Annotated in this window: 20 protein-coding genes; 8 read left to right on the forward strand and 12 right to left on the reverse strand. The window is 71.0% G+C overall.

Annotated features, from left to right (window positions below; all coding sequences use genetic code 11):
* Nucleotides 1–41 precede the first annotated feature (41 nt).
* From ACIBCK_RS11840 to ACIBCK_RS11850, 3 genes are all read right to left on the reverse strand, one after another.
* Entirely contained in the window at nucleotides 42–1,469 is a 1,428-nt protein-coding gene (locus ACIBCK_RS11840) for an NAD(P)/FAD-dependent oxidoreductase (RefSeq protein WP_399389203.1), read from the reverse strand.
* A gap of 171 nt (nucleotides 1,470–1,640) precedes the next feature.
* Nucleotides 1,641–1,901, reverse strand: coding sequence for a (2Fe-2S)-binding protein (locus ACIBCK_RS11845; protein WP_399389205.1), 261 nt, complete (start codon nucleotides 1,899–1,901; stop codon nucleotides 1,641–1,643).
* 20 nt (nucleotides 1,902–1,921) lie between these two features.
* Nucleotides 1,922–3,103, reverse strand: coding sequence for an NAD(P)/FAD-dependent oxidoreductase (locus ACIBCK_RS11850; protein ID WP_399389206.1), 1,182 nt, complete (start codon nucleotides 3,101–3,103; stop codon nucleotides 1,922–1,924).
* A gap of 90 nt (nucleotides 3,104–3,193) precedes the next feature.
* Between ACIBCK_RS11850 and ACIBCK_RS11855 the strand changes: the two genes are divergently transcribed.
* The 3 genes from ACIBCK_RS11855 to ACIBCK_RS11865 all read left to right on the forward strand — a co-directional run bounded on the left by ACIBCK_RS11855 (nucleotide 3,194) and on the right by ACIBCK_RS11865 (nucleotide 6,005).
* Complete coding sequence (locus ACIBCK_RS11855; RefSeq protein WP_399389208.1) at nucleotides 3,194–4,657, forward strand: aminopeptidase P family protein; 1,464 nt, start codon at nucleotides 3,194–3,196, stop codon at nucleotides 4,655–4,657.
* Nucleotides 4,658–4,724: 67 nt separating this feature from the next.
* Entirely contained in the window at nucleotides 4,725–5,528 is an 804-nt protein-coding gene (locus ACIBCK_RS11860) for a polysaccharide deacetylase family protein (protein WP_399389210.1), read from the forward strand.
* Between the two features lie 18 nt (nucleotides 5,529–5,546).
* Complete coding sequence (locus tag ACIBCK_RS11865; protein ID WP_399389212.1) at nucleotides 5,547–6,005, forward strand: SRPBCC family protein; 459 nt, start codon at nucleotides 5,547–5,549, stop codon at nucleotides 6,003–6,005.
* A gap of 16 nt (nucleotides 6,006–6,021) precedes the next feature.
* Here the strand turns inward: ACIBCK_RS11865 and ACIBCK_RS11870 are convergent, their stop codons facing one another.
* The 6 genes from ACIBCK_RS11870 to ACIBCK_RS11895 form a co-directional block, all read right to left on the reverse strand.
* Complete coding sequence (locus tag ACIBCK_RS11870) at nucleotides 6,022–7,278, reverse strand: FAD-dependent monooxygenase (protein ID WP_399389214.1); 1,257 nt, start codon at nucleotides 7,276–7,278, stop codon at nucleotides 6,022–6,024.
* 91 nt (nucleotides 7,279–7,369) lie between these two features.
* Nucleotides 7,370–8,527 carry an XdhC family protein gene (locus ACIBCK_RS11875; protein WP_399389215.1) on the reverse strand — a complete coding sequence of 386 codons (1,158 nt, stop codon included), beginning with the start codon at nucleotides 8,525–8,527 and terminating at the stop codon, nucleotides 7,370–7,372.
* A gap of 36 nt (nucleotides 8,528–8,563) precedes the next feature.
* Nucleotides 8,564–10,042 (reverse strand): NCS2 family permease, encoded by a 1,479-nt coding sequence (locus ACIBCK_RS11880; RefSeq protein ID WP_399389217.1) that lies wholly within the window; start codon nucleotides 10,040–10,042, stop codon nucleotides 8,564–8,566.
* Nucleotides 10,043–10,335: 293 nt separating this feature from the next.
* Complete coding sequence (locus ACIBCK_RS11885) at nucleotides 10,336–12,726, reverse strand: xanthine dehydrogenase family protein molybdopterin-binding subunit (protein WP_399389218.1); 2,391 nt, start codon at nucleotides 12,724–12,726, stop codon at nucleotides 10,336–10,338.
* A gap of 2 nt (nucleotides 12,727–12,728) precedes the next feature.
* Entirely contained in the window at nucleotides 12,729–13,322 is a 594-nt protein-coding gene (locus tag ACIBCK_RS11890; protein ID WP_367045984.1) for a (2Fe-2S)-binding protein, read from the reverse strand.
* The gene (locus ACIBCK_RS11895) at nucleotides 13,322–14,212 is read right to left on the reverse strand and encodes an FAD binding domain-containing protein (RefSeq protein WP_399389220.1); all 891 of its coding nucleotides are present in this window, start codon (nucleotides 14,210–14,212) and stop codon (nucleotides 13,322–13,324) included. Before ACIBCK_RS11895 ends, ACIBCK_RS11890 begins: the two co-directional genes overlap by 1 nt.
* A 343-nt stretch (nucleotides 14,213–14,555) precedes the next feature.
* On the opposite strand from ACIBCK_RS11895, the gene ACIBCK_RS11900 reads away from it, so the two are divergent.
* Nucleotides 14,556–16,268 (forward strand): PucR family transcriptional regulator, encoded by a 1,713-nt coding sequence (locus ACIBCK_RS11900; protein WP_399389221.1) that lies wholly within the window; start codon nucleotides 14,556–14,558, stop codon nucleotides 16,266–16,268.
* Nucleotides 16,269–16,422: 154 nt separating this feature from the next.
* Nucleotides 16,423–17,184: a hypothetical protein gene (locus ACIBCK_RS11905; RefSeq protein WP_399389223.1), complete on the forward strand. Its 762-nt coding sequence runs from the start codon at nucleotides 16,423–16,425 to the stop codon at nucleotides 17,182–17,184.
* A 259-nt stretch (nucleotides 17,185–17,443) separates the two neighbouring features.
* Here the strand turns inward: ACIBCK_RS11905 and ACIBCK_RS11910 are convergent, their stop codons facing one another.
* A complete protein-coding gene (locus ACIBCK_RS11910; protein WP_399389225.1) occupies nucleotides 17,444–18,238 on the reverse strand; it encodes a GntR family transcriptional regulator in 795 nt (264 codons plus the stop codon).
* A 135-nt stretch (nucleotides 18,239–18,373) separates the two neighbouring features.
* Here ACIBCK_RS11910 and ACIBCK_RS11915 point away from each other — a divergent pair, with 135 nt between their 5' ends.
* The gene (locus ACIBCK_RS11915) at nucleotides 18,374–19,225 is read left to right on the forward strand and encodes a (2Fe-2S)-binding protein (protein WP_399389227.1); all 852 of its coding nucleotides are present in this window, start codon (nucleotides 18,374–18,376) and stop codon (nucleotides 19,223–19,225) included.
* A 234-nt stretch (nucleotides 19,226–19,459) separates the two neighbouring features.
* On the forward strand, nucleotides 19,460–20,536 hold the full coding sequence (locus ACIBCK_RS11920; protein WP_399389229.1) for a DUF2637 domain-containing protein: 1,077 nt from the start codon (nucleotides 19,460–19,462) through the stop codon (nucleotides 20,534–20,536).
* 39 nt (nucleotides 20,537–20,575) lie between these two features.
* Here ACIBCK_RS11920 and ACIBCK_RS11925 read toward each other — a convergent pair whose 3' ends face one another.
* Complete coding sequence (locus ACIBCK_RS11925; RefSeq protein ID WP_399389231.1) at nucleotides 20,576–21,058, reverse strand: ATP-binding protein; 483 nt, start codon at nucleotides 21,056–21,058, stop codon at nucleotides 20,576–20,578.
* A gap of 217 nt (nucleotides 21,059–21,275) precedes the next feature.
* Here ACIBCK_RS11925 and ACIBCK_RS11930 point away from each other — a divergent pair, with 217 nt between their 5' ends.
* Entirely contained in the window at nucleotides 21,276–24,332 is a 3,057-nt protein-coding gene (locus ACIBCK_RS11930) for an alpha-mannosidase (protein ID WP_399389232.1), read from the forward strand.
* Nucleotides 24,333–24,348: 16 nt separating this feature from the next.
* Here ACIBCK_RS11930 and ACIBCK_RS11935 read toward each other — a convergent pair whose 3' ends face one another.
* Complete coding sequence (locus ACIBCK_RS11935) at nucleotides 24,349–26,091, reverse strand: pyruvate dehydrogenase (protein WP_399389234.1); 1,743 nt, start codon at nucleotides 26,089–26,091, stop codon at nucleotides 24,349–24,351.
* Nucleotides 26,092–26,176: the final 85 nt, after the last annotated feature.

Consider the following 26,176-nt stretch of genomic DNA (forward strand, 5'->3'; position numbering starts at 1 on the left):
AGTCATGGGCTGAGTCATGGGCGGGGTCCCTTCGTCGCGGGTCAGGAGGAGGGGGTCGGCTCGTCTTCGTCGGGGGTCCGCGCGAGTACGCCGAGGGGGACAGGTCTGGCGAAGGGCCGCCGTGCGGAGCGCTCTTCGCAGCCCGCGAGTCCGGCGACGGCCGCCGAGCACATCCGGCCCTGGCACCAGCCCATGCCGGCCCGGGTCAGGAGTTTCACGGTCCGCGCGTCCGTGGCCCCGAGCTCGTCGACGGCCTCGCGGACCGCCGATGCCGGCACCTCCTCGCAGCGGCAGACGAGGGTGTCGTCGCGGAGTCGCTCGGCCCAGTGCGCGGGAGGCTGGTACACGGCGCTGATCGCGGCGGCGAACTCCCTGGCTCTCGTACGGGACTTGCCGGCGGCGGCCCACGCGTGCGGGTCGGGCGTACGTCCCCGGAGGCGGGCGGCGGCCGAGCGCCCGGCGATGTGCCCTTCGGCGAGGGAGAGGGTGGCACCACCGATGCCCGTCGCCTCCCCCGCGGCCCAGACGCCGGGGACGTCGGTGCGCTGCTCGGCGTCGACGGCGACGTTCAGGCCGTCGACGCGGCAGCCGAGCCCTTCGGCGAGATCGGTGTGCGGCAGCATGCCGTGGCCGACGGCGAGGGTGTCGCAGGGGATGCGGCGCTCGGTGCCTGGCCTGACGTGCCCCGCGGGGTCGAGGGCGGCGATGGTCACCGCTTCGAGGGACGCCTTGCCGTGCGCCTCGACGACGGTGTGGCGGGGCGCCAACCGGACGCGGTGGCGCAGCAGTTGCACGCCGTACCGGGCAGCCTCGGCGAGCTTGTCCGGGTGGGCGGCGAGGGTGGCGGCGTGCCGCGCGAAGGCCTTGGGGTCGGCGGACTCGACCAGGGCAGCCACCTCGGCCCCGGCCGCCGCGAGCCCTGCGGCGACGGGCATGAGCAGCGGCCCGGTTCCGGCCACGACGGCGGTGCGGCCGGGAAGCACGAGGCCTCCCTTGAGCATGGCCTGCGCGCCACCGGCGGTGACCACGCCGGGCAGGGTCCAGCCGGGGAAGGGCAGGACCTTCTCGTATCCGCCGGTGGCGAGGAGTACGGCGTCGGCGCGCAGGGCCACGGACTCCTGCTGCTCGGGCCCGAGGAGGGCGTGCACGGCGAAGCCGCCGTGTCCCTCGACGCGCTCCACGAACCAGACGTGATGCTCTGTCAGGTGCGTGATGCGGCCCGCGGCGATCTGTTGCGCGAGTCCGTCCCGCAGTCGCTCCCATGTACGCCGCTGGTGGCGCGAGGCCTGCGGGCGGCGGGCGCCGAGCGCGACAGTGGGGCGGCGGTAGATCTGTCCGCCCGCCTGCGGGGCGGAGTCGATCAGCGTGACCCGCACGTTTCGCTGCGCGGCGGCGATGGCGGCGGCGAGGCCTGCGGGGCCGGCGCCGATCGCCGCCAGTGTGCGGGGCGGCTTCGCCTCCGGCGTCACCGCTGGGCCCCCGGCATCCGGCCCTTGCCGAACGGGCCTCTCCCGCCTCTCCCGCCTATCCCGCCCACCCAGCCGTAACCCCGCATCTCACCCTGGACGAACAAGCCTTCCCGCCCACCCGCCCGATTGCCCCGCAGCGACCAGCCGCGCTCCGGGGAAGCGCCACCGCCGTCACGCAACGTCCTCACCCCCGCTCCTGATCACAACTCCGGAAGCCGCCAGTACCAGGCAAGCCCGTTGATTCACCCGCCCGTTGATCTCCACCAGGCAGTCGAAGCAGACGCCGATCCCGCAGAAGACGCCCCTCGGTTCGCCGCCCCGTCTTGTGCTGCGCCAGGCCGTGATGCCCGCCGACCAGAGCGCCGCGGCCACCGTCTGGCCCGGCAGGGCCGGGATCTCCCGGCCGTCGAACGTGACGGTGTGTCCACTCATTCGTGCACTCATTCGTCCACTCAAGGCGCCTCCTCGGACGACCGGCTGTCGGCGAAACGGTGGGGACGGAACGGAGTCAGGTCCAGATCCGGGGCCGTCCCGGTCAGCGTCCGGGCGATCAAGTGGCCCGTCCCTGTGGCCAGTCCGATCCCCGCCCCCTCGTGCCCGCAGGCGTGGATGAGCCCCGGCACGCGGGCGTCGGGGCCTATGGCGGGGAGGTGGTCCGGCAGGTAGGGGCGGAAGCCGATGTACGCGCGCATCGCGCTGACGTCCGCGAGGAACGGGAAGAGCCGGGTCGCCCCTGCCGCCAACGCCCGCATGACCGGCAGGGAGAAGGAGCGGTCGAAGCCGACCCGTTCGCGGCTCGCCCCGATCAGGATCGGCCCCGCCGCCGTCCCCTCGACCACCGGCGACGTCTGGAGCGCGGCGGAACCGCTGGCCACGTCCGCCACGTAGTCGGCGGCGTAGACCTTGTGCCGGACCATGCGCGGCAGCGGCTCCGTGACCAGGACGAAGCCGCGCCGGGGCAGCACGGGCAGCGCGGTTCCGGCGAGGGCGGCGAGGTCGCCACCCCAGGTACCCGCCGCGTTCACGACGTACGGGGCGTGGATCTCGCCCCGGTCGGCGCGGATGCCGCGTACCTCACCGGCGGCGGTTCGCAGCACGGCGGTGACGGTCCAGCCTGTGCGCAGCTCGGCCCCTAAACGCCGTGCCATACGCAGCAGTTGGGCTGCCGCCAGGGACGGCATCACCTGGGCGTCCTGCGGGTAGAAGACGCCGCCCGCCGTGGCGGGAGCGAGGTGCGGTTCCAGGTCGTGCAGCTCGTCGGCCGTGACGGCCCGCGCGTCGACCCCGGCCTCCCGCTGCCCGGCGGCGAACTCCCCCAGGGCCGCGCGTCCTTCCTCGGATGACGCCACGACCACGCCACCCTTGGCCTCATACTCGATGGCTTCGCCCACGCCCGGCTCGGCAGCGAGCCGTGTCCACAACCGGGTGGAGAGAAGGGCCAGTTCGAGCTCCGGTCCCGGCTCCTTGTCGGAAACGAGGATGTTCCCCTCGCCGGACCCGGTCGTACCGCCGGCCACCGGGCCGCGGTCCACCAGGGCGACGGACAGTCCCGCCCGCGCCGCGTACAGGGCACATGCGGCGCCCACCATCCCGGCGCCGATTACCACAACATCGCAGGTCAGCCGCTTTGTCACGCCAGTACTATGTCACATGTTCCCTTACTGGCCAAGGGTCCCTACGCTGGCAGAAACGCCACCGGAAGAAGAGATGAAGAGGTGAGCCCCATGGCCAACTCCGAGGATTCCAGGGCCTCCGCAGGCCCCGCCGCACCCAACGTGCGCAAGAACAGGCTCTATCCCGAGATCTCCGCCGAGCTCTCCGCCCTGATGAGGACCGGCTGGGCCGACACCGAGCAGCGCGACCTGCGACCGGTCGAACAGACCCCGCACGCCGCACGCCGCCGTGCCGCCCTGTCCGCACTGTTCCCGGGCGAGCGCCTGGTGATCCCCTCGGGGAAGCTCAAGACCCGTTCGAACGACGACCATTACCCCTTCCGTGCGTACTCCGCGTACGTCCACATGACCGGCGACCAGGCCCGGGACTGCGCTCTCGTGCTCGAACCGCGCGCCGACGGAGACGACCACGACGCGCACCTCTACCAACTCCCCCGTGACAGCCGGGACAGTGACGAGTTCTGGACAGGCATGACGGCCGAACTGTGGATGGGCCGCAGGCGCAGCCTCGCCGAGTCCGAGCTTCTCCTCGGCCTGCCCTGCCGCGATGTCCGCGACGCCCCGGCCGAGTTGGCCGCCTCGCCCGACGTACCGACCCGCATCGTCCGGGGCCACGACCCGGCGCTCGAAGCCGCCGTCACGACCGACGAGGAGCGCGACGCCGAGCTGGACGAGGCACTGTCGGCCCTGCGTCTGGTCAAGGACGACTGGGAGATCGGCGAGCTGCGCAAGGCGGTCGACTCGACGGTTCGCGGATTCACCGATGTCGTAAGGGAGTTGTCGACGGCGGTCGCCACGTCGGAGCGCTGGATCGAGGGCACCTTCTTCCGCCGCGCCCGTCTGGAGGGCAACCACATCGGCTACGGCTCGATCTGCGCGGCGGGCGAGCACGCCACGATCATGCACTGGCAGGACAACGACGGCCCGGTACGTCCAGGCGAACTCCTGCTCCTGGACGCGGGCGTGGAGACCCACACCCTCTACACCGCCGACGTCACGCGCACCCTCCCCATCGACGGCACGTTCACCCCGCTCCAGCGCAAGATCTACGACGCGGTGTTCGAGGCACAGGAGGCGGGCATCGCCGCCGTGAAGCCCGGCGCCGCGTACCGCGACTTCCACGACGCGGCGCAGCGGCACCTCGCGCGCAAGCTCGTCGAGTGGGGCCTCCTCGACGGCGACCCGGAGCGGGTCTTCGAGCTGGCCCTGCAGCGCCGCTTCACCATGGCGGGCACGGGCCACATGCTCGGCCTCGACGTCCACGACTGCGCCCAGGCCCGCACGGAGCAGTACGTCGGCGGCGTACTGGAAGAGGGCATGGTGCTGACCGTCGAGCCCGGCCTGTACTTCCAGCCGGACGACCTCACCGTGCCCGAGAAGTACCGGGGCATCGGGGTCCGCATCGAGGACGACATCCTCGTCACGGCCGACGGCAACAAGAACCTGTCGGCCGGGCTCCCACGCGATTCCGCGGCGGTCGAGGCCTGGATGAGGGGCCTTACGAGCGACCGCTGAAGGCCTCCGCCCCTCTATGCACCCCGTATATACATAGCGTTTATACATGCTATGTATAGTGCTCGCCATGCCTGCTGCACATAACAAGATGAAGAGATCCACCCCGGCGTTCCGTCGAGCCGCGTCCATGACGGCCATGACCTCCGCGGTCATGGCCGTCGCCCTGACGGGATGCACGAAGGTGGACACGACGGCGCCCAGTTCCGTCCGCAAGGACGCGGCGGCCGTGAGCGTCGAGCGTCAGGCGAAGCTGGGAACGGTCGACTGCCGCAAGGCGAAGTGCGTGGCCCTGACGTTCGACGCGGGGCCGAGCGAGAACTCGCCGCGGTTGCTCGACATCCTCAAGGAGGAGAAGGTGCCTGCCACCTTCTTCCTGCTCGGCAAGAACCACATAGCCGAGCGCCCCGAACTGGTGAAGCGCATGGCCGCCGAGGGGCACGAGGTGGCGAGCCACACGTGGTCGCACAAGATCCTCACCGACATCACGCCGGACGAGGCGCGCGAGGAACTGCGCAGGACCGACGAGGCGATAGAGAAGCTGACCGGCCACAAGCCGACGCTGATGCGCCCGCCGCAAGGCCGCACCAACCCCGACGTCAACGAGATCTCGCGTAAGGAAGGCCTCTCGGAGGTCCTGTGGAGCGTTACCGCCAAGGACTACACGACCAACGACTCCGTACTGATCCGAAAGCGCGTCATCGATCAGACCAAGCGGGACGGCATCATCCTGCTGCACGACATCTACAAGGGGACGGTGCCCGCGGTGCCGGGCATCATCGACGCGTTGAAGAAGCGCGGCTACGTCTTCGTGACGGTTCCGCAGCTGCTCGCGCCGGGCAAGGCCGAGCCGGGGAAGGTCTACCGCCCCTAGCCCTGGCAGGATCGTCGTGTGGCTCTCTTCCGTATCGACCGGGAATCATCTCTGCCCGCCGCCGAGGTCTGGCGCCGGCTCACCACGTGGGAGCGGCATGCCGATGTGGTGCCGCTGACGCGGATCACCGTCCGCACGCCCCCGCCCAGCGGCGAGGGCACGGTGTTCGTCGCCCGCAGCGGTCTCGGGCCCGTCGGGTTCGACGACGTGATGGAGGTCGTGACGTGGCGCCCCGCCGCGGAAGGCGGGGGCATGTGCCGACTGGAGAAGCGGGGTTCGTTCGTGACGGGGTGGGCGGAGATCGAGGTGTCCGCCCGGCCGGGGACTGCCGGTTCGGCGGTCGTCTGGCGGGAGGAACTGCGGGTGCGGTGGCTGCCGCGGGCCTTCGACGGGGTACTCCGGGCCGCCGCGCGACGCATGTTCGGACGGGCGGTGGACGGCCTGCTCACCGCTCCCCCGCCGCGCCCGTACGCGTGACCCGGCCCGCCGCGGCTCAGCTCCGTGAAGTCTGCGGGCGCGAACGGCCGTGCAGGGTGCGGGCCACCCTCGGACCCAGCCAGCGCTTCATCCTGCGCAACGGCTCCAACTGCTCGGCGGCGCGGTCGATCCGGTAGTACAGCTGCGGCGGGACGTGCGGGAGCAGCGGGGAGTGGCGCTGGCCGAGGAGCGCGAACATCTGGGCCGGGTCGAGGCCGATGTAGCGCGGCAGGTTCTCGTACCACTGGGCGCTGTAGCGCGCCGCGCTCTGCACGGAGAGCAGGGCGGAGCGCCGCTCCCGCTCGTAGCGCGCGAGAGCGGGAGTCAGCTGCGGGTCTCCCCGCAGCGCGTCGCTCCCCCGCGAGGCGCCGCTCCCCCGCAGCGCGTCCGCCAGGGCGATCGCGTCCTCCAGGGCGAGCGTCGTGCCCGCGCCGATCGAGTAGTGCGTGGTGTGGGCGGCGTCGCCGAGCAGGACCACGTTGCCGCGGTGCCACGTCCGGTTGGTCAGCGTCCGGAAGTTGAGCCACTGCGCGCTGCCGTCGGCGCGTGTGCGGCCGGTCAGGCGATGCCCGTCCAGGGGCCCCGCGAAGAGCCGCTCCAGGAGGGCCAGGCCGTCGGCCTCGCTCGCCTCGTGCAGGCCGAGGCCCGTCCAGGTCCGCGGATCGCACTCGATGACACAGGTGCTCCGCTCGTCGCTGAAGCGGTAGCCGTAGCACCAGATCCAGCCGTGCGCGGTCTCCACGAAGGCGAAGGTGAAGGAGTCGAAGACCTTGGTGGTGCCGAGCCAGATGTACTTGTTGCGGCCGAGCGCGACCTCGGCTCCGAAGTGGTCGGTGTGGCGCTCGCGCAGGGCGCTCCTGACGCCGTCGGCGGCGACGATCAGATCCGCGTCGGGCAGCTGGGCCGCGTCGGTGATCTCCCGCTCGAACTCGACGCGTACGCCGAGCGACCGGGCCCGGCTCGTGAGGATGTCGAGGAGCCGGTGGCGCCCGATGCCGAAGCCCTCGTCGCCGTGGTGGACGGCTCTGCGGTCGCCGACGTGCGCGACGCCGTCGCTCCAGCGGACCGAGTGCTCGCTGATGGCGCGCGCGGACTCGGGATCGCCGGCGCGGAGCTTGTCGAGCAGGCCGCCCCAGTAGGTGACGCCCCAGCCGTACGTGGACCCGGCCGGGTTGCGCTCGTGGACGGTGATGTCGTGGGACGGGTCCTGCCGCTTGAGCAGGATCGAGAGGTAGAGGGCGGCGGGCCCGCCACCGACGCAGGCGACTTTCACGAACGCTCCCGTTGCGTCACATAATGGGCATTATGTGACGCAACGTAGCAGGCGCATGTCATGAACCCCTGGAACTGCCCGACCCGGGACGTCAGGCCACCGACCCGATGCGTCCGGCCGGGCGCCGCCCGCCTTCGTGGTGGATCGGCGTGTGCGCGCCCGTCAGCGAGACCCCGCTGCCGCCCCGCCGGTTCGCGACGATCTCCGCGGCGATGGAGAGGGCCGTCTCCTCCGGGGTACGCGCCCCCAGGTCGAGGCCGATGGGCGAGCGGAGCCGGGTCAACTCCAGCTCGCTGACGCCGACTTCGCGCAGCCGCTTGTTGCGGTCCTCGTGTGTGCGGCGCGATCCCATGGCGCCCACGTAGGCGACCGGCAGACGCAGGGCGAGTTCGAGCAGCGGCACGTCGAACTTGGCGTCGTGCGTCAGGACGCACAGGACGGTGCGGCCGTCGGTCTCCGTCCGCTCCAGGTACTTGTGCGGCCACTCGACGACGATCTCGTCCGCGTCAGGGAAGCGGGCCGCCGTGGCGAAGACGGGCCGCGCGTCGCAGACGCTCACGCGGTAACCGAGGAACTTGCCGATCTTGACGAGCGCCGACGCGAAGTCGATCGCGCCGAACACGATCATGCGGGGCGGCGGGACGCTCGACTCGACGAGGAGCGTGAGCGGCTGCCCGCAGCGCGAGCCGTCCTCACCGATCTCCACCGTGCCGGTGCGCCCCGCGTCCAGCATCGCGCGGGCCTCGCCCGCCGCGGTGCGGTCCAGTTCGGGATGTCCGCCGAGGCCGCCCTCATGAGGGGCGTCGGCGTCGGAGCGTACGAGAAGAGCCCGGCCCACGAGGTCCGCGGGTCCGGAAGTGATGCGGGCGACGGCCGAGGCCTCACCCGACGCGGCCGCCGCGAGGGCAGACGCGACGACCGGCCGCACGGAGGAGTCCGCGCGGACCGGGGTGACGAGGATGTCGATGATTCCGCCGCAGGTCAGGCCCACGGCGAAGGCGTCCTCGTCGCTGTATCCGAAGCGTTCGAGGACGCTCTCGCCGTCTTCGAGCGCCTGCTGACACAGGTCGTAGACGGCGCCTTCCACACACCCGCCGGAGACGGAGCCGATCGCCGTGCCGTCGGAGTCGACGGCCAGGGCCGCACCGGGCTGCCGGGGCGCGCTGCCGCCGACCGCCACCACGGTGGCGACGGCGAAGTCGCGTCCCTGCTCGACCCACCGGTTCAGCTCCGCGGCGATGTCCAGCATGTCCGTCTCCTAACGGGTGTGTGATTCCAGGATGGGCTACTTGACGCCCATCCAGTTCTCGATCGGATGGAGCGCGAAGAAGGCGAGGAACACGAGCGCGAGCACCCACATCAGCCAGCCGATCTCGCGGGCCCTGCCCTGGACGGCCTTGATCAGGACGTGGGCGATGACACCGGCCGCGATACCCACCGTGATGGAGTACGTGAACGGCATCAGGACCGTGGTCAGGAACACCGGAATGGCGGTGGCCTGGTCGGTCCAGTCGATGTGCCGGGCGTTGCTCAGCATCATCGCGCCGATGACGACGAGGGCGGCGGACGCGACCTGGGTCGGGATGAGCTGGGCGAGCGGGGTGAAGAAGAGGCAGAGCGCGAAGGCGAGACCGGTGACGACACTGGCGAAGCCGGTGCGCGCGCCGTCGCCGACGCCCGCGGTGGACTCGACGAAGACGGTCTGGCCGGAGGCACCGGCGACGCCACCGACGACGCCACCGGCACCGTCGATCGCCAGGGCCTTGTTCAGACCCGGCATCTTGCCGTCCTTGTCGGCGAGGTTGGCCTGCTGGCCGATGCCGATGATGGTGCCCATGGCGTCGAAGAAGCCGGCGAGGACCAGGGTGAAGACGATGACACCCACGGTGATGGCGCCGATGTCGCCGATGCCGCTGAAGGACACCTCGCCGAAGAGGCCGAAGTCGGGCGACGAGGCGACGGAGCCGTCGAGCTCCGGGGCGTTCAGGCCCCACTCCTTGGGGCTCATGCCCGCGACCTGGTGGACGATCGCCGCGAAGACGGTGCCGCCGACGATGCCGATGAGGATCGCGCCGGGGACCTTGCGGACCTGGAGCAGGAAGATCAGCAGGACGGTGACGGCGAAGCAGAGGACGGGCCAGCCCATGAGCTTGTCGTCGACGCCCAGCTGGATCGGCTTCGCGTACATGTCGCCGTGCTCGGACGGCATGGAGGTGACGAAGCCCGCCTGGACCAGGCCGATCAGCGTGACGAACATGCCGATGCCCATGGTGATGGCGTGCTTCAGCGCCAGGGGGATCGCGTCCATGATCAGGGTCCGCAGGCCGGTGAGGACCAGCAGGATGATGATGGCGCCGTAGATGATGCACATCGCCATCGCGTTGCCCCAGGTCATCTCCGGGGCGACCTGGAAGGCCATGACGGCGGAGACGCTGAGTCCCGCCGCGAGGGCGAGCGGCACATTGCCGAGGATGCCCATGACGATGGTGGTGGCGGCCGCCGCGAAGACGGTGGCGGTGGTCAGCTGATCACCGTCGAGCCGGTGTCCCGTGGCGTCGGGGACCGAGAGGATCACGGGGTTCAGAAGGATGATGTAGGCCATCGCCATGAAGGTGGTGACGCCGCCACGCACCTCCCGACCGACCGTCGACCCTCTCTGGGTTATGTGGAAATACCGGTCGAGCCAGGACCTGCCGGCGGGGACGCGCGTGCCGTTGCCGGCGTCCGCTGCCGTGGTCTTCGGCTCCGTTGACTGCTGGGTCATGGTGCCTAACTCCCAAGGTTCATAGGGGCACCCGCAACAGGCTGATCGAACAAGGGTTGGGCCTGTGGAGACTGCGGGATTTGGGATGGTGCGTTTGGCTGCACGACCCGGGGGACGGCCCGAGACGAACTGGGGCTCCGAAGAGCGTGGGTGCTGCGTGGGTGCTGCTCAGGTACTGCTCAGGTACTGCGCTGACCGCGAGCGGTGCGGTACTGGGGTTCTCCGGGCGGCACGGGCGACGGGAAGTGTGACGTTCCGTTGGGAGGCACGCGCCGCCCGGAGAGATCTTGGGATCAGGTACCGGTGAGGTGTTCGGGACGTACCGGCGTCCTGTTCAGCTCCAGGCCCGTCGCGTTCCTGATCGCCGCGAGGACGGCCGGGGTCGAGGAGAGGGTCGGGGCCTCGCCCATGCCGCGCAGGCCGTAGGGCGCGTTCGGGTCGGCCAGTTCGAGTACGTCGACGGGGATGGTCGGCGTGTCGAGGATGGTCGGGATGAGGTAGTCCGTGAAGGAGGGGTTGCGCACCTTCGCGGTCTTCGGGTCGACGATGATCTCCTCCATCACCGCGACGCCCAGGCCCTGGGTGGTGCCACCCTGGATCTGGCCGACCACGGAGAGCGGGTTGAGCGCCTTGCCGACGTCCTGGGCGGTGGCCAGCTCGATGACCTTGACCAGGCCGAGCTCGGTGTCCACCTCGACGACCGCGCGGTGCGCGGCGAACGAGTACTGGACGTGGCCGTTGCCCTGACCGGTCTTCAGGTCGAAGGCCACGGTCGGACGGTGCCGCCACTCGGCCTCGACCTCGACGCTCTCGCCCTCCAGGAGCTCGGCGAGGTCCGCGAGGGTCTCGCCGCCGTCGGTGAGGACCTTGCCGCCTTCGAGGACCAGCTCGGCGGTGGCCCACGCGGGGTGGTACGAGCCGAACTTGCGGCGGCCGATCTCCAGGACCTTCTCGCGGACGAGCTCGCAGGAGTTCTTGACCGCGCCACCGGTGACGTACGTCTGACGGGACGCGGACGTCGAACCGGCGGAGCCCACCTGGGTGTCGGCGGGGTGGATGGTCACCTGCTGGACGCCGAGCTCGGTGCGGGCGATCTGCGCGTGGACGGTGATGCCGCCCTGGCCGACCTCCGCCATCGCGGTGTGCACGGTCGCGACCGGCTCGCCGTTGATGACCTCCATGCGCACCTTGGCGGTGGAGTAGTCGTCGAAGCCCTCGGAGAAGCCGACGTTCTTGATGCCGACCGCGTAGCCGACACCGCGGACGACGCCTTCGCCGTGCGTGGTGTTGGAGAGTCCGCCGGGCAGCGCGCGGACGTCGGCGCCCTCGCTGGACTCCCACTGGCGCTCGGGCGGCAGCGGGCGGGCCTTGACGCGGCGCAGGATCTCGGCGACCGGGGCCGGCGAGTCGACCGACTGGCCCGTCGGCAGGAGCGTGCCCTGCGACATGGCGTTGAGCTGGCGGAACTCGACCCGGTCCATGCCCACCTTGTCGGCGAGCTTGTCCATCTGGGCCTCGTAGGCGAAGCAGGCCTGGACGGCACCGAATCCGCGCATCGCGCCGCACGGCGGGTTGTTCGAGTAGAGGGCGATCGCCTCGATGTCGACGTCCTCGATCACGTACGGACCGACCGACAGGGACGAGGCGTTGCCCACGACCGCCGGGGAGGCCGACGCGTAGGCGCCGCCGTCCAGGACGATCTTGCACTTCATGTGCGTGAGCTTGCCGTCCTTGGTGGCGCCGTGCTCGTAGTAGAGCTTCGCCGGGTGGCGGTGCACGTGGCCGAAGAAGGACTCGAAGCGGTTGTAGACGATCTTGACCGGCTTGCCGGTGCGCAGCGCCAGGAGGCAGGCGTGGATCTGCATCGAGATGTCTTCACGGCCGCCGAACGCGCCGCCGACGCCGGAGAGCGTCATGCGCACCTTGTCCTTGGGCAGGCCCAGGACGGGGGCGATCTGGTCGAGGTCCGAGTGCAGCCACTGGGTGGCGACGTACAGCTCGACGCCGCCGTCCTCGGACGGTACGGCGAGGCCGGACTCCGGGCCGAGGAAGGCCTGGTCCTGCATGCCGAAGGTGTACTCGCCCTTGACGATGAAGTCGGCCTTCTTGGCGGCCTCGTCGGCGTCGCCGCGGACGATCGGCTGGCGGTGCACGATGTTGGGGTGCGGGACGTGACCGATGTGGTGGTCGTCGCGGCCCTCGTGCACGAGCACGGCGTCCGGAGCGGTCGCCGATGCCTCGTCGGTGATGAGGGGCAGTTCCTTGTACTCGACCACGATCTTCGCGGCGGCACGGCGTGCGGTCTCCGGGTGGTCGGCCGCCACGAGGGCGACCGGCTCACCGTGGTGCCGGACCTTGCCGTGCGCGAGCACCGGGGTGTCCTGGATCTCCAGGCCGTAGTTCTTCATCTCGGCGGGCAGGTCGTCGTACGTCAGAACGGCGTACACGCCCGGCGTCTTGAGCGCCTCGACGGTGTCGATCGAGACGATCTCGGCGTGCGCGACGGTGCTGCGGAGCGTCTGGCCCCAGAGCATGTCCTCGTGCCACATGTCCGAGGAGTAGGCGAACTCGCCGGTGACCTTGAGGGTGCCGTCGGGGCGGAGCGTGGACTCGCCGATGCCGCCCTTGTTGTGCTTCTGGGTGACTTCGGTGGGCGCGCCCGTGGTGGTCTTGGTTCCAGCCATGATCAGACCGTCTCTTCCTGACGGGCGGCCGCCAGGCGGACCGCGTCCAGGATCTTCTCGTAACCGGTGCAGCGGCAGAGGTTGCCGGAGAGCGCCTCACGGATGTCGGCGTCCGACGGCGAGGCGTTGCGCTCGAGCAGCTCGTCGGCGGCGACGAGGAGACCGGGGGTGCAGAAACCGCACTGGACGGCACCGGCGTCGATGAACGCCTGCTGGATGGAGGAGAGTTCGCCGCCCTCGCCGGTCTGGCCGTCCGTTCCCTTGGCCTGCCACTGGCGGGCTTCCTGGAGGCTGGTGCCGCCGCAGACGGAGCCGCAGGCGCCGCCCGGGTGGGCGTCGTCGCGGTGTTTCGCGTAGTCCGCGAGGCCCTCGACGGTGACGACCTCGCGGTCCTGGACCTGTCCGGCGGCGACCAGACACGAACACACCGGCACGCCGTCGAGACGGACGGTGCACGAACCGCACTCGCCCTGCTCACAGGCGTTCTTGGAGCCCGGAAGCCCCATGCGCTCACGCAGGACGTAGAGGAGGGACTCGCCCTCCCAGACGTCGTCGGCTTCCTGCTGACGGCCGTTGACCGTGAAGTTCACGCGCATTATGCGACTCCCTCAGTGCTGCGGCCCTGGCCGCGGTACGACTCCCAGGTCCAGCCGAGCGTGCGGCGGGCCATGATGCCGACGGCGTGCCGGCGGTAGTTCGCCGTGCCGCGGACGTCGTCGATCGGGTTGGCTGCACCGGAGGCGAGCTCCGCGAACTGCTTGGCGATCGAGGGGGTGATGATCTTCTTGCTGTCCCAGAAGCCGCCCTCGTCGAGCGCCGCGTTCAGGAACTCCTCGGCCGCCTTCGCCCGGATGGGGGTCGGGGCCGCGGAACCGATGCCGGTCCGTACGGTCCGGGTCTCGGGGTGCAGGGCGATACCGAAGGCGCACACGGCGATGACCATCGCGTTGCGGGTGCCGACCTTCGAGTACTGCTGCGGGCCGTCCGCCTTCTTGATGTGGACGGACTTGATGAGCTCGTCCTGGGCGAGGGCGTTGCGCTTCACGCCGGTGTAGAACTCGTCGATCGGGATGAGGCGCGAGCCGCGTACGGACTCGACCTCGACCTCGCAGTCGGCGGCGAGCAGCGCCGGGTGGGCGTCACCGGCCGGGGACGCGGTGCCGAGGTTGCCGCCGACGCCGCCGCGGTTGCGGATCTGGGGGGATGCGACGGTGTGCGAGGCGAGCGCGAGACCGGGGAGCTCGGTGCGCAGCTCCTCCATGATCGTGGTGTAGGGAACCGAGGCGCCCAGCTGGACCGTCTCCTCGCCCACCGCCCACTCGCGCAGCTCGGCGATGCGGTTGAGGTCAAGCAGGTACTCGGGACGACGGTGGTCGAAGTTGATCTCGACCATCACGTCGGTGCCACCCGCGATCGGCACAGCTGTCGGGTGCTCGGCCTTGGCGGCGAGCGCCTCCTCCCAGCTGGCAGGGCGAAGGAAGTCCATGAGGCTCTCTTCTTCGTATTGGGTCGTTCGTTCGAGAGGATCCAGCCAAGTCGGGCCGGAGGCCTCTCGACTGCTTGTTCATGTGCTGTTAACGCGGATTGGGCCAAGTACACCGCTCCGCCGTCCGATGGGGTCAGTCACCGAAACCATGAAGGAGTTGGCTGGCCAAGGCGCGCGTCTTGTAGATTCGTATGAAGAACGAGCCTCAGTAACCTCGCGGCTTCCCCCCGGAAACCGGAGGGACCCCAGGACACAGGGGCCTGGGGCGGTCGGCGACCACACAGAGTCGACAGACCCGAACTGCCTGTACATCCCATTCGAGACAAGATCGGCGGCGACCACCATGCGGCTGCGCGCACTCCTTGACACCGACGCGCTGGGCCTGCGGCTGCTCGGCGGCGAGGACGAGCTCGACCGCACCGTGCGCGGTGTGATGACCACGGACCTGCGAGACCCCAGCCGGTATCTGGCCGGTGGCGAGCTGGTCCTCACCGGCCTCGCCTGGCGCCGCGACGCCTCGGACACCGAACCCTTCGTACGCATCCTCGCGAGCGCCGGAGTGGCGGCCCTGGCCGCGGGTGAGGCCGAGCTCGGGGACGTCCCGGCCGACCTCGTCGACGCCTGCGCGCGGCACCGCCTGCCGCTGTTCGCCGTGAACGAGTCGGTCGCCTTCGCGACGATCACCGAGCACGTCGTCCGCCAGGTCTCCGGCGAGCGGGCGGGCGACCTGGCCGCCGTCGTGGACCGCCACCGCCGCCTGATGACCTCGGGCCCCGCCGGCGGCGGCCCCGACGTCGTCCTCGACCTGCTCGGCTCCGACCTGGACCTGCGGGCCTGGGTCCTGTCCCCCGCGGGCCGCGCCATCGCGGGGTCGAGCGCCGCGGGCCCCGCCCTCCCGGCCGCCGTTTGCACACGCCTGGGGGGCGAGCACCTGGCCGCTGTCCGTACGGGGCGCAGGGGCCCGCATCGCGTGCAGTTGGACGGCACGACGTACTCCCTTTTCCCCATTCGGAGCAGTGGGCGCGGACCGGCCGCGGCGTCGGCTTCGGCGGCCGCCGCGGCGAGCACGGCCGCCTTGCGCGACGTACGCGAGACGGTCCTTTCCGACTGGTTCCTGGCGGTCGAGGCCGACGCGGGCGACTGGCCCGAGGAGCGGCTCGACCTGCTGCAGGGCGTCACGCAGCTGATCGCGGTGGAGCGCGACCGGCGCGACGCCGCCCGCACGGTGCGGCGCAGGCTGGCCCAGGAGGTCCTGGAGCTGGTCCAGACGGGCGCGGCCCCCGCGGAGATCGCGGCGCGCCTGCGGGTCGCCGCCCCCGTGCTGCTGCCCGGCCTCGGCGCGGCACCGCACTGGCAGGTCGTGGTGGCCCGCGTGGAGTGGGACGGCGGCGACATCGAGGGCGGCCCGGTGGCCCAGTCCCTCCTGGAAGAGATCCTCGTCGACCCGCTGTCGGCCGGGCCCGAACCATCCGACCGCATCGCGGTGGCCCATACGGGTGACGAGGCGATCGCACTCGTGCCGCTGCCCGCGGTCTCCGCGGAGCACGACGGCTCGGAGACGGGCCTGCTGGCCGATTCCCTCCTGGAGTCCGTCCGCGAGCCGCTCTCCGCGGGCCTCGACGGCGATGGCCGCCTCACGCTCGGTGTCAGCGCCTCCGTGCACTCGGCGGAGGGCCTGCGCGGCGCCCTGGAGGAGGCCCGGCACGCCCGCCGGGTCGCGGCGGCGCGGCCGGGGCGGGTCTGCGCGGCGGGCCACCAGGAGCTGGCCTCGCACGTCCTGCTGCTGCCCTTCGTCCCGGACGACGTGCGCAAGGCGTTCACCGCCCGCCTCCTGGACCCGCTGCGGGACTACGACCGGCGCCACCGGGCCGAGCTCATTCCGACGCTGGAGGCGTTCCTGGACTGCGACGGTTCCTGGACGCGGTGCGCGGCCCGGCTCCATCTGCACGTCAACACGCTGCGCTACCGGGTGGGGCGTATCGAGCAGTTGACGGGTCGTGACCTTTCGCGCCTCGAGGACAAGCTCGATTTCTTCCTGGCACTGCGCATGAGCTGACACGGTCGGCCTGCGTCGAACACCTTTCATGACCCGCCCTTTGTGAATTCTTTCACCCAGCCTCTTGGCCGGGTGCGCCGATCCATGCTGAGATGCGCCCACGACTCAACAGCTCAATGGCGTGCTCGGGGAGGGCAACGTGGCGCATACCGCCATGTCTGGTTCCGGAACGACTGCAGGGGACGATCCACTCCAGACCGCGGTATGGCGGCTGCGCTCGCGCGGCTGTTGGACCGACGCGGCAGCGCTGCTGGCCTCGCGGGAGGGCCCGGGGCCCGCACTGCAGAGAACCTCACTCCTGGTGGAGCGGTGCCTGTTCACGGGAGAGGGCTGGGCCGAGGCGGAGGACGGGCTGCGGACGGCCGAGGCGCTGGCCGTGGCGGACGAGGACCGCGGGGCGGCGGCGTGCGAGCGCGGCCAACTGGCGTACGCGTCCACGGTCCTTGCCGTGCGGGACCGGGCGGACGAGGCGCGTACGGCGCTGGGGCGGGCGGCGGCGCTCCTTGCCCCGAATGCTTCGGGGCGCCCTCTGCTCGACTTCCGCCGGGGCCTGATCGCCGAGCACATCTCGGACTCGCCCCAGGCGGCACGGGCCGCCTACCGGCGTGCGCATGCGGGGGCGACGGCGCATTCCGACCCTCTGCTGCTCTCCTTCACCTGGCGCCACCTGGCCGGACTCGCCCTGCGGGAGGGCGAGTTGGCGGAGGCGCGGCATGGGTTCGCGGAGTCGCTACGGATTCGGGAGGAGCTCGGGTACTTGGTCGGCACGGCCCCCGCGCTGGCCGCGCTCGCCGACGCGGAGCCGGAGCCGGAGGCGGGCCGCCTCCGGGCCGAGGCGGCGCGGCTTTTCCGCCTTATGGGCGGGGTGCCGTCTTGGCTGGCGCAGCATCTGATTCCCCCGGCGCCGGCGGCGTAGGCGGCTGCGGGCAGGGGCGTTTTCATTCCCCAACCCCGCCCCTTCCCGAAAACCCGCTCTGGCGCGGGGGCCTTGGTGGGCGTCATCACCGGCTCCGCCGAGTTCGTCCTCAAACGCCGGACGGGCTGGAAGTATCCGGCCGGGCTGGATACTTCCAGCCCGTCCGGCGTTTGAGGCCATCTTGTACGGGGTCTGGGGCGGAGCCCCAGTTTCGGGAAGGGGTGGGATTGGGGAATGCCCCGCAGGGACCGCCCGGACCTCAGCCCTCCGCCCCCGCAAAATGCTCCCGCACCAGGGACCGGACGACCCCCAGGTCCTGCGCCACCAACGCCTCCAGCAGAGCCATATGCTCCGCCGCGTCAGCGACGAGGTCCGCGCGGCGGGCGTGGACGGGCCCGCTCACGAGGGGCCACTGCGACCGGCGGTGCAGGTCATCCGCCACCTGCACCAGCTGCTGGTTCCCGGAGAGACCCAGCACCGCCCCGTGAAAGGCCCGGTCCGCCTCCGCGTACCGGGCAAGATCACCGCCCGCCGCCGCCACCGCACTCGCCTCCGCGAGGGGCCGCAGCTCGCACCACCGCGCCGCGGGCACCGTACGGGCGAGCCGCAGCATCACCGGCACCTCGATCAGCGCCCGCACCTCCGCCAGCTCCCCCAGCTCCCGCGCGCTCCGCTCGGTGACCCGGAAGCCGCGGTTCGGCACGACCTCCACGGCGCCCTCGATCGCCAGCTGCTGCATCGCCTCGCGCACCGGAGTCGCCGACACCCCGAAGCGCTCGCCGAGCACGGGCGCCGAGTACACCTCGCCGGGCGCGAGGTCGCCCCCGACAAGCGCGTTCCGCAGGGCGTCCAGGATCTGCCCGCGTACCGAGTTCCGCTGGACCGTCTTACGGGGCGCGCGGGGCGCGGGCAGCGCCGACTCCCCGTGCGTGTGCTCACCGCGGACGGCACTCGCAGGCGCCGCCGGGCTCGCGTCCCGGGCCGTCGCGGCCCGCACCTGCTCCGGGACACGGACGGCGAGGCGGTACGCGTCATGCGCTCTGGCCTGCTCCACGAGGTCCACCCCAAAGTCCGCTCGGTCCGAAAGGTACGAGAGGCACCATAGGCGGACAGCCCCGCGGTTGAAACCTCGATCATTCTGGGTAAGGTTAGGCTTACCTGTAATCGATCGTGATTCGGTGGTCCCCGCATGTCCGTACCCACCTTGGCCAAGAGCGCCCCGAGCGCCCTCGCGGACGCCTACGCCCGCCTCACCGAGGTGTTCCCCGGACTGCGCGTGACCGAGCTCGTCGACGAGGAGCAGGCCCCCCAGGGCGGCGGTTGGGTCACCGCTTCCCGGCTCGCGGAGGGCGGGGCCGACCTCGACGCTTTCATGGCGTGGGACGAGGCGCAGGTACGCAAGGACTACGGCCAGGCCGGGCGTCCGGACGTCATCGCCAGCTTCGCGCTGCACCGCTACGCCTGGCCGGCCACGCTCCTGATCACCCTGCCGTGGTTCCTGCACCGCCGGGTGCCCCGCTACCCCGTACAGAACGTGTCCTTCCAGCGCACCCTCGGCCGCCTGGCCGTCCGCAGCGCGGGCTTCGCCTGCCTGCCCGGCGATCCGGCCGCCTCGCTCCCCGGAGCCCACGTCGTGCCGGACGAGGAGGCGCTGCGCGCGGAGGTGCGGGCCTCCGTCGCCGAGCACCTGGGACCGCTCCTGGACGCCTTCGGGCCACGGATGCGGCGCCGCTCGCGCGCCCTGTGGAGCGTCGCCACGGACGAGATCGTCGAGGGGCTCTGGTACATCGCCCATCTCCTCGGCGAGGAGCAGCGCGCCACGACCGAGCTCGAACGGCTGCTTCCGGGTGCCACCAAGCCGTACGTGGGGACGGCGGGGTTCCGTGAGCTGCGGGGTCCGAACGGCGAGTCCCTGCCGACGCGGGACCGCGCGAGCTGCTGCATGTTCTACACGCTGCGGCCCGAGGACACCTGTGTGACCTGCCCGCGCACCTGCGACGCGGAGCGCGTCGCGCGCCTCAGCGCCGCTGCGGCGGCCTGACCCGGAGTTCCTTCCCGAGCCGAAACCGCGAACCCCTCCCCGTTGAACCACCCTTTCGTGTTCGTTTAATCGAACTCAACTCTCCTTACTGAGGCCTGAGTTCGAGCAAAACGGCGCGCGCCGCACCCCTTTGCACCCCCCTTGGCGTTCTCTTGCTCCAAAAGCCCACTGGGGGCCGGCGGGATTGGGCCACTATGGCGCCCGAACGCCCTACCGCGACGCAAGGGACCCCAGATGAGACTGACCGACATATCGCTGGACTGGCTGCTTCCGGGTGGCGTCCTGCTCCTGGGCATGCTGGTGGCGGTGGCGGTACTCGCACGCGGCAAGCGCGCCGGGCAGAAGGCGACCGCCGGTATCTCCGGTGACGACTCCTGGGAACGCAGCGAGGAGCGCCGCAGGCGCAAGGAGGCCGTTTACGGAACGGCCTCGTACGTTCTGCTGTTCTGCTGTGCGGCGGTCGCCGCCGCACTCTCCTTCCACGGCCTGGTCGGCTTCGGCCGGCAGAACCTCAACCTGACCGGCGGCTGGGAGTACCTGGTCCCGTTCGGACTCGACGGCGCGGCGATGTTCTGCTCCGTGCTCGCCGTGCGCGAGGCGAGCCACGGTGACGCGGCCCTCGGCTCGCGGCTCCTGGTGTGGACGTTCGCGGGCGCCGCCGCCTGGTTCAACTGGGTGCACGCGCCCAGAGGACTCGGCCACGCGGGCGCCCCGCAGTTCTTCGCCGGGATGTCGCTGTCGGCGGCGGTGCTCTTCGACCGCGCGCTGAAGCAGACCCGCCGGGCGGCGCTGCGCGAACAGGGCCTGGTGCCGCGGCCGTTGCCGCAGATCCGGATCGTACGGTGGCTGCGCGCGCCCCGGGAGACCTTCGGCGCCTGGTCGCTGATGCTCCTGGAAGGCGTACGCACCCTGGACGAGGCGGTCGAGGAGGTCCGCGAGGACCGGCGCGAGAAGGAGCGCACCAAGATCACCAGGCGGGGCCGCGAGAAGCTGGAGCGTGCGCAGCTCAAGGCGATCAGCAGGGGCCATCGCAGCCTCCCGGGCCGCGGCGGCGGACGGCAGGTCGATCTGCCGGCCGTCGCTCCTGCCGCCGGGTCCGCGCAGGTCGGCGCGGACCCTGCGATAGCCCCCGGCCCGGCGCCGCAGGAACAGGACCAGCTGCCGCTGCGCTCCCGTCCCTCCCTCCAGGCCGTGAAGAACGGCACTGAACCCGTCACCGTCGACCTCACCGCCGAGGACGACACCCAGACGCTGCCGCGGCTCGACTCCCTGGAGCAGAAGCTCAAGGATCTGGAGCAGCAGTTCGGCTGATGTCAGCAGCGCAGGACGGGAGTTGGCAGGCGGTCCGGTTCAGGCCGGGCCGCCGTCCAGCTCGAACCACACCACTTTCCCGACCCCGTGCGCCCGCACGCCCCACGCGTCGGCGAGGGACTGCACGAGCATCAGGCCCCTGCCGTGCGTGCTGTCGTCGGCGTTCGCCGCGCAGAGCTTCGGCCGGCGCCCCACGAAGTCCCTGACCTCGACGCGCAGCCTGCCGGGCCGCACGGTCACCGTCACGATGGCATCGCGATCGGTGTGCACCAGTGCGTTCGTGACCAGTTCGCTGGTCAGCAGCTCGGCTGTCTCGGATCGTCCGGGCCTCCCCCAGGTCCGGAGCAGTTCGCGCAGCGCGCCCCTGACCTCAGGGACCGCTCGCAGGTCGGATCGCCCCAATCTGCGCCGGAGTTGAGCCCGCTCGAGCTCCACCGGCTTGTCGTCGATCGCCTCGTCCCTTGCCTTCGGTGAAGAGGTCCCGAGATGAATCGGACCGCCCCCTCTTAACTGCCTGGTCATGACCCCCGCCCACGAACTGAGTCCATTCCTCCCTGCTCGAACACCCTCACGGAATGCATGCCCCACCCGGTGGGCGGCACTCATGTCCATTCGTCAACCATTGGAGTGGGTGCACCCCAGCCCGGCGGGGAAGTGAAGCGGTGGACCGTTTCCACATGATCCTGACCGGGCCCGGACGCACCGCTCCGGGCCCGCCCGAGCATTCAGAGGAGCCGCCGTGCACGACGACCGACTGCTGGTGGAGGGCCGCCTCGAGCGCGCCCTGCGGCAGTTCATCCGCCCCGCCCAGTACGCGGACCGTGTGTCGCTCGCCCTCTCCGTCTGGCACGCGCCGGGCGAACCGGTCCCCGTCGCCGAGGCCCTCGACGCCGCGTACGAGCCCTTCGAGACGGGCACCGCCTGGGGAAAGCCCTGGTCGACCAGCTGGTTCCGGCTGCGCGGCCAGGTGCCGGAGGCCTGGCGCGGGCGCCACGTCGAGGTGGTCATCGACCCCGGGTTCACCGGCGAGGGCCCCGGTTTCCAGGCGGAGGGTCTGGTGTACGACGCCTCGGGCGTCCCCCTCAAGGGCATTCACCCCCGCAACCGGCACGTCCCCGTGGCCGCCTCCGCGCGGGGCGACGAGCCGGTGCACCTCCTCCTGGAGGCCGCGGCCAACCCCGCCGTCCTGCACGACTTCGAACCGACCCCCCTGGGCGACGTACTGACCGCGGGCGATGGCCTCATCTACCGATTCGCGTCTGCCGATCTCGCCGTACTGGACGAGGACGTCTGGCAGTTGACCCTGGACATGGAAGTCCTTTCGGAGCTGATGTACGAACTGGACGCCACCCGTCCGCGGCGTCACGAGATCTTGCGCGCCCTGGAGCGAGCGCTCGACGCCCTCGATCTGCACGACGTCTCGGGCACGGCCGCAGCGGCGCGGGCCGAGCTGACGGAGGTCCTCGCGAGCCCCGCCCACGCCAGCGCGCACCGGGTGTCGGCGACCGGACACGCCCACATCGACTCGGCCTGGCTGTGGCCGCTGCGCGAGACGGTACGCAAGGCGTCGCGCACCTTCGCCAATGTGACGGCTCTCGCCGATGACTATCCCGAGCTGGTCTTCGCCTGCTCGCAGGCCCAGCAGTACGCCTGGGTCAAGGAGCATCAGCCGCACATCTGGGAGCGCATCAAGAAGGCCGTGGCGGACGGCAACTGGGCGCCCGTGGGCTCGATGTGGGTCGAGTCGGACGCCAACATGCCGGGCGGCGAGGCGCTCGCCCGGCAGATCACGCACGGCATGCGGTTCTTCCGCGACGAGCTGGGGGTGGAGACCGAGGAGATCTGGCTGCCGGACTCCTTCGGCTACACGGCTGCCTTCCCGCAACTGGCGAAGCTCGCGGGCATCCGCTGGTTCCTCACCCAGAAGCTGAGCTGGAACCAGTCCAACAAGATGCCGCATCACACCTTCTGGTGGGAGGGCATCGACGGCACCCGCGTCTTCACGCACTTCCCTCCGGTCGATACCTACAACTCCCAGATCCACGGCGCGGAACTCGCCCACGCGGAACGCAACTTCACCGAGAAGGGACGCGCGTCCCACTCCCTCGTGCCGTTCGGCTGGGGCGACGGGGGCGGAGGCCCGACGCGCGAGATGCTGGAGAAGGCACGGCGGCTGCGGTCCCTGGAGGGGTCGCCGCGCGTCGAGATCGAGCGGCCTTCGGCGTTCTTCGCCGCCGCCGAGGAGGAGTACGGGGCCAAGGCGCCGGTCTGGTCCGGCGAGCTCTATCTGGAGCTGCACCGCGCGACGTACACGACGCAGGCGGCCACCAAGCGCGGCAACCGCCGCACCGAACACGCCTTGCGCGAGGCCGAGTTGTGGTGCACGGCCGCCGCGGTCCGCGACCCCGCCTACGTCTACCCCTACGCCACCTTGGACCGGCTCTGGAAGACGGTGCTCCTGCACCAGTTCCACGACATCCTGCCGGGCTCGTCGATCGCATGGGTGCACCGGGAAGCGCGCGACACATACGCGCGCGTGCTGGCCGAGCTCGACGAGATCACCGCGTCGGCGGTGCGCTCCCTGGGCCCGGGAGGACCCGTCGCGCTCAACGCGTCGCCGTACGCTCGCAGCGAGGTCGTCACGGCTGACGACGGCGACCTCGTACACGTCAACGTCCCGGCGCTGGGGAGCAAGAGTCTCGAAGAGGCGGCCTCGTACACGCGGGAGACCGGTGCGACCGCCCTGCTCGCCGACGGCGAGATCCAGTTGCTGAACGAGCATCTGCGCGTCGCCGTCGACGCGGACGGGCTGCTGACCTCCGTGCACGACATCGACGCGCACCGCGAGGTCCTCTCCCCCGGATCGCGCGGCAACCTCCTCCAGCTGCACCCCGATCACCCCACGCACTACGACGCGTGGGACCTGGACAAGCACTACCGCAACACGCACACCGACCTCACGGACGCCGAGTCGGTGGAGCTGGTCGAGGACGGGCCGCTGCGGGTCGCCGTCCGTGTGGTGCGGGCCTTCGGCGATTCGCGCATCACCCAGGAGATCCGGCTCGCCGCGGGCAGCCGCCGGATCGACGTCGTCACGGAGGTCGACTGGCGGGAGTCGGAGAAGGTGCTCAAGGCCGCCTTCCCGCTGGATGTACACGCCGAACGGTCCGCCGCCGAGATCCAGTTCGGCCACGTCCACCGCTCCACGCACGCCAACACCGGCTGGGACGCGGCCCGTTTCGAGATCTGCGCGCACCGGTGGCTGCGGGTCGCCGAGGAGTCGTACGGCGTGGCGGTCCTGAACGACTCGACGTACGGCCATGACGTGACGCGCGTGCCGCACGACGAGGGGCTCGGCACCACCGTGCGGCTCACGCTCCTGCGTGCCCCGCACAGCCCCGACCCGGAGACGGATCTGGGCGTGCACCGGTTCACGTACGCGCTGCTGCCCGGGGCGACGACGGGTGACGCGGTCGCGGAGGGCCTCGCGCTGAACCTGCCGCTGCGGGTCGCTGAAGGTCCCGCGCTGCCCTCGCTGGTCAGCGTGGACAATCCGGCGGTGACCGTGGAGTCGGTGAAGCTCGCGGACGACGGGAGCGGTGATGTCGTGGTGCGTCTCTACGAGTCGCGGGGCGGGCGCGCCGCCGCCACGCTCACCACGTCGTTCGCGGTGAGCGCGGCCGAGGTGACCGACCTCCTGGAGCGTCCGCTCGAAACGGCCCACACCGACGACGCGGGGCTCGTCCTCGCGCTGCGGCCGTTCCAGATCGTGACGCTGCGGCTGCGGCCCGCCTGATCTGTCGTCAGATCATTCAAGGGCGTGGCACGTTCCGCAGGTTCGAGCGTGCCATCTGGACCATGCGGCCGACGCCGCCGTCCAGGACGATCTTGCTGGCGGAGAGCGCGAAGCCGGTCACCATCTCGGAGCTGATCCTGGGCGGGATGGAGAGGGCGTTGGGGTCCGTGACGATGTCGACGAGCGCGGGCCCCTTGTGCGAGAAGGCGTCCTTCAGGGCGCCCGCGAGCTGCTTGGGCTTCTCCACGCGTACGCCGTAGGCACCGGCGGCGCGGGCCACGGCGGCGAAGTCGGGGTTGTGGTTGTCCGTGCCGAACGAAGGGAGCCCGGCCACGAGCATCTCCAACTCGACCATGCCGAGCGCCGAGTTGTTGAAGAGGACGACCTTCACCGGCAGGTCGTGCTGGACGAGGGTGAGGAAGTCGCCCATCAGCATGGAGAATCCGCCGTCGCCCGACAGGGAGATGACCTGACGCTTACGGTCGGTGAACTGGGCGCCGATCGCCTGCGGCAGGGCGTTGGCCATCGAGCCGTGGCTGAAGGATCCGATGATGCGGCGCTTGCCGTTCGGGGAGAGATAGCGGGCGGCCCAGACGTTGCACATGCCCGTGTCGACGGTGAACACCGCGTCGTCGGAGGCGAGTTCGTCGACCACGGAGGCGACGTACTCGGGGTGGATCGGGACGTGCTTGTCGACCTTGCGGGTGTAGGCCTTGATGACGCCTTCGAGGGTGTCCGCGTGCTTCTTCAGCATCTTGTCGAGGAACTTGCGGTTGCTCTTTGGCGCGACGCGCGGGGTGAGGCAGCGCAGGGTCTCGCGTACGTCGCCCCAGACGGCGAGGTCCAGCTTCGTGCGGCGGCCGAGGTGTTCGGGCCGCACGTCGACCTGGGCGATCTTGACGTCGTCGGGCAGGAAGGCGTTGTACGGGAAGTCGGTGCCGAGCAGGATCAGGAGGTCGCACTCGTGGGTGGCCTCGTACGCGGCGCCGTAGCCGAGGAGACCGCTCATGCCGACGTCGTACGGGTTGTCGTACTGAATCCATTCCTTGCCGCGCAGGGCGTGGCCCACCGGGGACTTGATCTTCTCGGCGAACGCCATGACCTCGGCGTGTGCGCCGGCCGTGCCGCTGCCGCAGAAGAGGGTGACCTTGCCGGCCTTGTCGATCATCTCGGCGAGCTTGTCGATCTCCGTGTCGCCGGGGCGCACGGTGGGGCGCGAGGTGACCAGGGCGCTCTCGGGGGACTTGCCGGGGGCGGGCTGGTCGGCGATGTCTCCGGGCAGGGTGACGACGCTGACGCCGGACTGCCCGATCGCGTGCTGGATGGCGGTCTGGAGCAGCCGAGGCATCTGCTGCGGGCTGGAGATCATCTCGCTGTAGTGACTGCATTCCTGGAAGAGCCGGTCGGGGTGGGTCTCCTGGAAGAAGCTGAGGCCGATCTCGCTCGACGGGATGTGCGACGCGAGGGCGAGGACGGGCGCCATGGAGCGGTGGGCGTCGTAGAGGCCGTTGATCAGGTGGAGGTTGCCGGGGCCGCAGGAGCCGGCGCAGACGGCGAGGCTGCCGGTGATCTGGGCCTCGGCGCCGGCCGCGAAGGCCGCCGTCTCCTCATGCCTGACCTGCACCCAGTCGATGCCCTTGGTGCGCCTGATCGCGTCCACGACCGGGTTGAGGCTGTCGCCCACGACTCCGTACACGCGGCGCACACCGGCGCGGTGGAGGATGTCGACGAACTGTTCGGCGACGTTCTGCTTGGCCATGGCTTCACGAACCCTTCAGTCCCCTTGTTCTCTTGGGGTCCATGAATTCACAGGGCGGACGCGCACGCCTCCCAAGGGCGGGCGC

This window comes from Streptomyces sp. NPDC051218 (assembly GCF_044455475.1).
Lineage (GTDB): Bacteria > Actinomycetota > Actinomycetes > Streptomycetales > Streptomycetaceae > Streptomyces.

Bases quoted from the DNA above. Each gene is read 5' to 3' on its own strand.
- ACIBCK_RS11875 (WP_399389215.1), bottom strand. From the start codon at position 8,527: ATGCTGGACATCGCCGCGGAGCTGAACCGGTGGGTCGAGCAGGGACGC.
- ACIBCK_RS11880 (WP_399389217.1), bottom strand. From the start codon at position 10,042: ATGACCCAGCAGTCAACGGAGCCGAAGACCACGGCAGCGGACGCCGGC.
- ACIBCK_RS11915 (WP_399389227.1), top strand. From the start codon at position 18,374: ATGTCCGTACCCACCTTGGCCAAGAGCGCCCCGAGCGCCCTCGCGGAC.
- ACIBCK_RS11935 (WP_399389234.1), bottom strand. From the start codon at position 26,091: ATGGCCAAGCAGAACGTCGCCGAACAGTTCGTCGACATCCTCCACCGC.
- ACIBCK_RS11925 (WP_399389231.1), bottom strand. From the start codon at position 21,058: ATGACCAGGCAGTTAAGAGGGGGCGGTCCGATTCATCTCGGGACCTCT.
- ACIBCK_RS11885 (WP_399389218.1), bottom strand. From the start codon at position 12,726: ATGGCTGGAACCAAGACCACCACGGGCGCGCCCACCGAAGTCACCCAG.
- ACIBCK_RS11855 (WP_399389208.1), top strand. From the start codon at position 3,194: ATGGCCAACTCCGAGGATTCCAGGGCCTCCGCAGGCCCCGCCGCACCC.
- ACIBCK_RS11860 (WP_399389210.1), top strand. From the start codon at position 4,725: ATGCCTGCTGCACATAACAAGATGAAGAGATCCACCCCGGCGTTCCGT.
- ACIBCK_RS11890 (WP_367045984.1), bottom strand. From the start codon at position 13,322: ATGCGCGTGAACTTCACGGTCAACGGCCGTCAGCAGGAAGCCGACGAC.
- ACIBCK_RS11900 (WP_399389221.1), top strand. From the start codon at position 14,556: ATGCGGCTGCGCGCACTCCTTGACACCGACGCGCTGGGCCTGCGGCTG.
- ACIBCK_RS11895 (WP_399389220.1), bottom strand. From the start codon at position 14,212: ATGGACTTCCTTCGCCCTGCCAGCTGGGAGGAGGCGCTCGCCGCCAAG.
- ACIBCK_RS11920 (WP_399389229.1), top strand. From the start codon at position 19,460: ATGAGACTGACCGACATATCGCTGGACTGGCTGCTTCCGGGTGGCGTC.
- ACIBCK_RS11845 (WP_399389205.1), bottom strand. From the start codon at position 1,901: ATGAGTGGACACACCGTCACGTTCGACGGCCGGGAGATCCCGGCCCTG.
- ACIBCK_RS11905 (WP_399389223.1), top strand. From the start codon at position 16,423: ATGTCTGGTTCCGGAACGACTGCAGGGGACGATCCACTCCAGACCGCG.